Source organism: Palleronia sp. (genome assembly GCF_042089775.1).
In the GTDB taxonomy this organism is placed as follows: domain Bacteria; phylum Pseudomonadota; class Alphaproteobacteria; order Rhodobacterales; family Rhodobacteraceae; genus Palleronia.
Map to the genome: position 1 here is coordinate 1 of NZ_JBELKF010000126.1, position 6,813 is coordinate 6,813.

Here is a 6,813-nt window from a genome sequence, read left to right on the forward strand (position 1 = left end):
AATCGGCACGTTCCAGGTAGTAGCCCATGTTCATGAAGTCGAACCCGTCGTTCCTGAGCTGTGTCGATACGAGCCCGCCGCGGACATGGGCCATGTGCCGCAGCGCGAAGTCCTTCATGTCCGAGGTCGAAAGCCGCGACCGCTCCATCCGGGCGAGCTGCGTCATCTCGGCATGGGCCTCATTGATTGCCTCCCAAACCTGCGTCGTCAGGGCAGTCCGCACGATCCGCGCGTTCTCGCGCGCTGCCTGAATGCAGGACGCCACCGAAGAAGGGTTGTCGCGGTCGAAGAACATGTGCGTCTCGACGTTCCGCTCGACGGCCTCCTTACCATACTTCGCGCGGTACGCGTCGCGCGTGCCCGACGCCAGAAGGACCGAGTCCCATTCGTTGCGGTTGCCGCCGTGGGTATCTGGCAACAGCGCATTGCGTGACGCGACCTCGAGCAGGCGGGCATTCGTCTCGGCCCGTTCCATGTAGCGGGCCATCCAGTAAAGATTGTCGGCCGTGCGGCTCAGCATCATCTCAAATCCCCGCGATGACCCAGGTATCCTTGACCCCGCCACCCTGGCTGGAGTTCACGACAAGCGACCCTTCCGTCAGCGCCACGCGGGTCAGCCCCCCCGGCACCAGCGTCACGTCCTGCCCGACAAGGCAGTAGGGCCTTAGATCGACGTGCCGGGGCGCGAAGCCCTCCTCGACAAAGGTCGGGCAGGTCGAAAGCGCCAGCGTCGGCTGTGCGATGTAGCCCGCGGGGTTCTCTTCGATCTTGGTGCGGAAGAGCTCGATCTCGTCCTTCGTGGATTTCGGCCCAACCAGCATCCCGTAGCCGCCCGAGCCGTGCACCTCCTTGACGACCAGTTCGTGCAGGTTCTCGAGCACGTACTTGCACTCGTCTGGCTTGGCGCATTGCCAGGTCGGCACGTTCTGCAGGATCGGCTCTTCGCCCAGATAGAAGCGTACCATCTCGGGCACGTAGATGTAGATCGCCTTGTCGTCGGCCACTCCGGCGCCGGGCGCCGAGCAGATCGTCACCCCGCCCGAGCGATACACATTCATCAGCCCCGGCACGCCCAGCATTGAATCGGGGCGGAAACACAGCGGGTCGAGGAACGGATCGTCGATCCGGCGATAAATCACATCAACCTTCTTCGGCCCCTCCGTCGTGCGCATCCAGCAGAACTCGCCTTCGACGAACAGGTCCGAACCTTCGACCAGTTCCACCCCCATCATGTCGGCCAGAAACGAATGCTCGTAATAGGCCGAGTTGAAATGGCCGGGCGTCAGCACGACCACGCAGGGGTCCCCCTCGCATTTCTTCGGCGCGACCGAATCGAACGTCCGCTTGAGCTGGCGCGGATACGTCTCGACCGGGGCGATGCGGTTCTCCTGGAAGAGCTGCGGGAACATCCGCATCATGATCTCGCGGTTTTCCAGCATGTATGACACACCCGATGGCGTGCGGCAGTTGTCCTCGAGCACGTAGAAGTCATCGGGCCCTGTGCGGACGAGGTCGATCCCCACGATATGGCTGAAGATCCCTTGCGGTGGCGTGAACCCGGCGGCGGCGATTTCGAACGCCTCGTTCTGATAGACCAGGTGCGCCGGGATGCGGCCCGCGCGGACGATCTCGCCGCGATCATATACGTCGGCAAGGAAGGCATTCAGCGCGCGCGCCCGCTGCTTGATCCCACGCTCCAGCCGGCCCCATTCGTCGGCCGAGAAGATACGGGGAAACATGTCGAACGGGATCAGTCGGTCGGGTGAGCCGCCTTCGCCATAGACGGCGAAGGTGATACCGATGCGCCGGAACAGGTTCTCGGCCTCTGACTGCTTCATGCCCCGAAGATCGACCGGCATGGTGTTGGCCCATTGCTCGATCCCGGCATAGGGCGCCCTGACCGCGCCGTTCTCGTACATCTCGTTGAAATAGTCCGGCATGTTTCGGGGGCCCGTCTCTCTGGTGTCCCTCTGAGCTTAGACGCCAAGCCGCTCAGATCAACCGGCGTGCGCCCGCTCGACCGTCCGAGACCCCGCGCTACCCTGTCGGACATGGCCGATCCCGTCCTGACTTTCACCGATCGCGGCATCTACTGTCCCGCTGCCGATGTTTTCATCGACCCGTGGAAGCCGGTGGATCGCGCGCTCATCACACACGGCCATGCGGATCACGCCCGCCCCGGCATGGGCCGCTACTTGGCCACCGCCGGCGCCGCCCCGGTCATGCGCCACCGCCTCGGCGACATCAGGATCGAAACGGTGGCCTATGGCGAGACGCGCCGCATCGGCGACGCCTCGATCAGTTTCCATCCCGCCGGACACGTCCCCGGCTCGGCTCAGATCCGGGTCGAGGTCGGAGGCGAGATCTGGGTCGTCTCGGGCGACTACAAGGTGGCGCCGGACGGCCTTTCGGACCCGTTCGAGCCCGTCCGCTGCCACGCCTTCATCACCGAATGCACCTTCGGTCTGCCCGTCTTCCGTTGGGACAGCCAGGACGCCGTGGCCATGCAGATCAACGACTGGTGGCGGGGCAATGCGGCCGAGGGGCGCGCGACGATCCTAGGCGCCTATGCCCTTGGCAAGGCGCAGCGGCTGCTGTCGGCCATCGACGCCTCGATGGGTCCGATCCTGACCCACGGTGCGGTCGAGAATACGAACGAGGTGCTGCGCGCGCAGGGCCTGCCCCTCCCGGACACGATCCGCGTGACGCCGGAGTTGAACCCAAAGGACCACCCCGGCGCGCTGGTCCTTGCCACGCCCTCGGCCCTCGGCACGGCATGGGCGCGGCGCTTCGGCCCCGCGTCGACAGGCTTCGCGAGCGGCTGGATGGCCCTGCGCGGAGTGCGCCGGCGCCGCGCCGCCGACCGCGGCTTCGTCCTCAGCGACCACGCCGACTGGGAGGGGTTAAACACCGCTATCGCCGAAACGGGGGCCGAGCGCATCTTCGCCACCCACGGCTACATCCAGATCTTCCGCCGCTGGCTGGAAAGCCGAGGCTACGATGCTGCTATCGTCGAAACGCAGTACGAGGGCGAAACTCTCGACCCCGATCCGGCCGAGGCACCATGAAACGCTTCACCGCCCTTTTTACCGCGCTCGACCAGACGACCAAAACCAACGCCAAGGTCGACGCCTTGGCCGCCTATTTCACGGAAGCGCCCGAGCCCGACCGCCTCTGGACGATCGCACTTCTGTCCGGCCGGCGGCCCAAGCGCACGATCACCACCACCTACCTGCGCGAATGGGCCGCCGAGCGCGCGGGCATCCCCCTGTGGCTGTTCGAGGAAAGCTATCCGATCGTCGGCGACCTCGCCGAGACCATCGCGCTGGTCCTGCCCGATCCCGGCCGCTCGTCCGACCACACCCTGACCCACTGGATCGACGCGATCCGCAGCCTGTCGAAACTGGACGAGGCGGCGCGCAAGCAAGGCATCCTCGACGCTTGGGACCTGCTCACGGCCCGCGAGCGGCTGGTGTTCAACAAGCTCCTGACCGGCGGCTTCCGCATGGGCGTCAGCCAGAAGCTGATGACCCGCGCCCTGTCGCGCGCCACCGGCATCGCCGAGCCCGACCTCGCGCACCGCCTGATGGGCGACTGGACCCCCGACCAGACCAGCTTCGACGCCCTCATCCGCGTCCCCGACCCCGAGACGGATCTGTCGAAGCCCTATCCGTTCTACCTCGCGTACCAGCTGGACCACGGCCCCGAGACGCTCGACGAGTCCGCAAACTGGGCGGCCGAACGCAAGTGGGACGGCATCCGCGGGCAACTCATCCTGCGCGGCGGCCAGCATTTCCTCTGGTCCCGCGGCGAAGAACTGATGACCGACCGCTTTCCCGAATTCGCCCGGCTGACCGACTTCCTGCCCGCCGGCACCGTATTCGACGGAGAGATCCTCGCCTGGTCCGACGAAGCGCCCCTGCCCTTCAACGCCCTGCAAAAGCGCATCGGCCGCAAGACAGTCCCGAAGAAGCTGCTGACCGAGGCACCTGTGATTCTCTACGCCTACGACCTCCTCGAACATGAGGGAGGCGACATCCGAGCGGACCCCTTCATCGAACGGCGCGGACGCCTCGACGCGCTGATCGCCGATCTGCCGCCCGAGGCACCGCTACGCGCCTCGCCCCTCCTGTCCTTCGACAGCTGGGGCGACCTCGCCGCGATCCGCGCCGACAGCCGCGCGCATCAGGCCGAGGGTATCATGCTCAAGCGCAAGGACGCGCCCTACCGCGACGGACGGCGCAAGGGTGACTGGTGGAAATGGAAGGTCGATCCCCTGACCATCGACGCCGTGATGATCTACGCCCAGCAGGGGCACGGCCGCCGGGCGAACCTCTTCACCGATTTCACTTTCGCCGTCTGGGACGGCCCCGACCTCGTGCCCTTCACCAAGGCCTATTCCGGTCTCACGGACGAGGAATTCCGCAAGATCACCGCCTGGGTGCGCCGCAACACGCTCGAACGCTATGGTCCCGTCCGGCAGGTAAAACCGGAACATGTGTTCGAGATCGCGTTTGAGGGAATACAGGAGAGCCCGCGTCACAAGTCCGGCGTGGCCCTGCGGTTTCCCCGCATGGCCCGCTGGCGTCACGACAAGCCGACCGCCGAGGCCAACACACTGACCGACCTGAAGGAGATGCTGAGCGCCTATGGCTGAAGATGACCGGAACCTCCCCGACGCCACCCCGGACCGCGACTACGACACTGTGTCCGAGTTACCCGTGGGCCTGTCCCCCGCCGACCGGCCGAAAGTGCCGTCGACTTTGCCGCCGCAGGGGGCATGCGACACGCATCTCCACCTCGTGGGCGGGCAAAACGACTTTCCGCTCTGGGACCACCGGATCGAGGACCCTTCGCCCGGCCGCGGCTTCGAGGATTGGCTGGAGCTTCTTCAGACGCACATGACCACGCTCGAGATGTCGCGCGGCGTGATCGTCCATTCCGCCCTCTATGGCGAGGACAACTCGGTCACCATAGAGGCGCTGCGCCGGCTGGGCGAAAGCTACGCAGGCGTCGGGATCGTGCGTGGCGATGTGACGGACGAGGCGCTGGACAAGCTCGCCGACACCCGTATCCGCGGCATCCGCATGAACGAGGTCTTCGACGCGCCGCTCTCCTGGGACGAGGCCAAGCCGCTAACGCACCGGCTGGCCGATCGCGGCATGCATCTCGAGATCCTGATGACTGCCGACCGCGTCGCCGAGCGGGCCGAGGAGATCGCCGAACTACCTTGCGACGTCGTCATCGGTCACCTCGGCTGGCCCGACGTCAGCGCCGGCCCCGACAGCCCCGGCTTCGACGCCGTGCGGCGGCTGGTCTCGGGCGGGCGTGCCTACGTCAAGCTCTCGGCGCTCTACCGGCTGACCTCGGCCCCCTACGACATCGCGCAGCCCTTCGTCGCCGCGCTTGCCGAAACGCCCGAGCGGTGCCTCTGGGGATCTGACTGGCCGCACCTGATGCTGCAGGGCGCAGAGGTTCCCGACGCCGGCATCCTGCTCGACCGGTTCTTCGATGCGGTGACGGACAGCCAGGCGCGGCAGACGATCCTCGTGGACGCGCCGCAGACGCTCTATCGGTTCTGACCGCCGTTCGGGTTGGCGGGGCGCACGCCGCACCATATGTCGGAGCGAACACATCACCGAGGAGCCGACATGACCCGCCAGCCCGTCTTCGACGCCAACGCCACCGCCGGTGGCAAGGATCTGGGCGACCTGCCCGTCTGGGATCTTACCGACCTCTACGCCGCACCCGACGCCCCCGAGGTCGAGCGTGACTTGAACTGGCTGGAGACCGAAGGCGCAGCCTTCGCCGAGCGCTACGAGGGCAGGCTGGCAGAGCTTTCGGCGGACGAGATGCTCGAATGCCTCCACCGCTATGAAAAGATCGACATGGTGGGCGGGCGCCTCATGTCCTACGCGGGCCTGCGCTACTATCAGCAGACCACCGATGCCGAGCGCGCCGCCTTCCTGTCCGACTGCCAAGACCGGCTGACGACCTATACCGCGCCGCTCGTCTTCTTCGGGCTCGAGGTCAACCGCATCGACGAGAGCCACCTGCAGTCCCTCTTTGATGCCAATGCCGACCTCGCCCGCTATCGTCCGATCTTTGACCGCCTGCGAAAGATGCGCCCCTATCAGCTGTCGGACGAGCTGGAGAAGTTCCTCCACGACCAGTCGGTCGTTGGCGCGACCGCTTGGAACAAGCTCTTCGACGAGACGATCTCGGGCTTGGAATTCGAGGTGAACGGCGAGGTCGAGGGGATCGAGGCCACGCTGAACCACCTGACCGACCAGGACCGCGCCACCCGCGAGGCCGCCGCGCGCGAGCTGGGCCGCGTCTTCTCGGCCAACCTCAAGACCTTTGCCCGCGTCCACAACACGCTGGCGAAGGAAAAGGAGGTCGAGGATCGCTGGCGCAAGATGCCGACGCCCCAGACCGGCCGTCACCTGTCCAACGATGTCGAGCCCGAGGTGGTCGAGGCGCTGCGCGACGCCGTCGTCGGCGCCTATCCGCGCCTCTCGCACCGGTATTACGAGCTGAAGCGCAAGTGGCTCGGCCTCGACCGGATGCAGGTCTGGGATCGTAACGCCCCCCTGCCAATGGAGACTGAGCGCCGCGTCGCCTGGCCAGAGGCGCGCAGCATGGTCATGGACGCCTATGCCGATTTCTCGCCCAAGCTCGCCGACCTCGCCGAGCCGTTCTTCGACAAGGGCTGGATCGACGCCGCCGTCACCCCCGGCAAGGCGCCCGGTGCCTTCGCGCACCCCACGGTGACCGACGCCCATCCCTACGTGATGCTGAACTACCTGGGTA

General features: G+C 66.3%; 6 protein-coding genes. 4 read left to right on the forward strand and 2 right to left on the reverse strand.

Translation table 11 applies throughout. From position 1 onward, the window contains the following. On the reverse strand, positions 1-523 hold a 523-nt coding region (locus ACFDS3_RS18100; RefSeq protein ID WP_375263750.1), incomplete at its 3' end, for an alpha-E domain-containing protein. 1 nt (position 524) lies between these two features. Continuing rightward, positions 525-1,940 carry a circularly permuted type 2 ATP-grasp protein gene (locus ACFDS3_RS18105; RefSeq protein WP_375263751.1) on the reverse strand — a complete coding sequence of 472 codons (1,416 nt, stop codon included), beginning with the start codon at positions 1,938-1,940 and terminating at the stop codon, positions 525-527. Positions 1,941-2,051: 111 nt separating this feature from the next. Between ACFDS3_RS18105 and ACFDS3_RS18110 the strand changes: the two genes are divergently transcribed. The 4 genes from ACFDS3_RS18110 to ACFDS3_RS18125 form a co-directional block, all read left to right on the forward strand. Continuing rightward, entirely contained in the window at positions 2,052-3,068 is a 1,017-nt protein-coding gene (locus tag ACFDS3_RS18110; protein ID WP_375263755.1) for a ligase-associated DNA damage response exonuclease, read from the forward strand. Continuing rightward, a complete protein-coding gene (locus ACFDS3_RS18115; protein WP_375263752.1) occupies positions 3,065-4,657 on the forward strand; it encodes an ATP-dependent DNA ligase in 1,593 nt (530 codons plus the stop codon). Before ACFDS3_RS18110 ends, ACFDS3_RS18115 begins: the two co-directional genes overlap by 4 nt. After that, a complete protein-coding gene (locus ACFDS3_RS18120) occupies positions 4,650-5,582 on the forward strand; it encodes an amidohydrolase family protein (protein WP_375263753.1) in 933 nt (310 codons plus the stop codon). The genes ACFDS3_RS18115 and ACFDS3_RS18120 overlap by 8 nt, the downstream gene beginning before the upstream one ends. A gap of 69 nt (positions 5,583-5,651) precedes the next feature. Then, positions 5,652-6,813: M3 family oligoendopeptidase (locus ACFDS3_RS18125; RefSeq protein WP_375263754.1), on the forward strand; the 1,162-nt coding region annotated here is incomplete at its 3' end.

Excerpts from the sequence above, each read along its gene's own strand:
- ACFDS3_RS18105 (WP_375263751.1), bottom strand. The coding sequence starts at position 1,940 with ATGCCGGACTATTTCAACGAGATGTACGAGAACGGCGCGGTCAGGGCG.
- ACFDS3_RS18110 (WP_375263755.1), top strand. The coding sequence starts at position 2,052 with ATGGCCGATCCCGTCCTGACTTTCACCGATCGCGGCATCTACTGTCCC.
- ACFDS3_RS18115 (WP_375263752.1), top strand. The coding sequence starts at position 3,065 with ATGAAACGCTTCACCGCCCTTTTTACCGCGCTCGACCAGACGACCAAA.
- ACFDS3_RS18120 (WP_375263753.1), top strand. The coding sequence starts at position 4,650 with ATGGCTGAAGATGACCGGAACCTCCCCGACGCCACCCCGGACCGCGAC.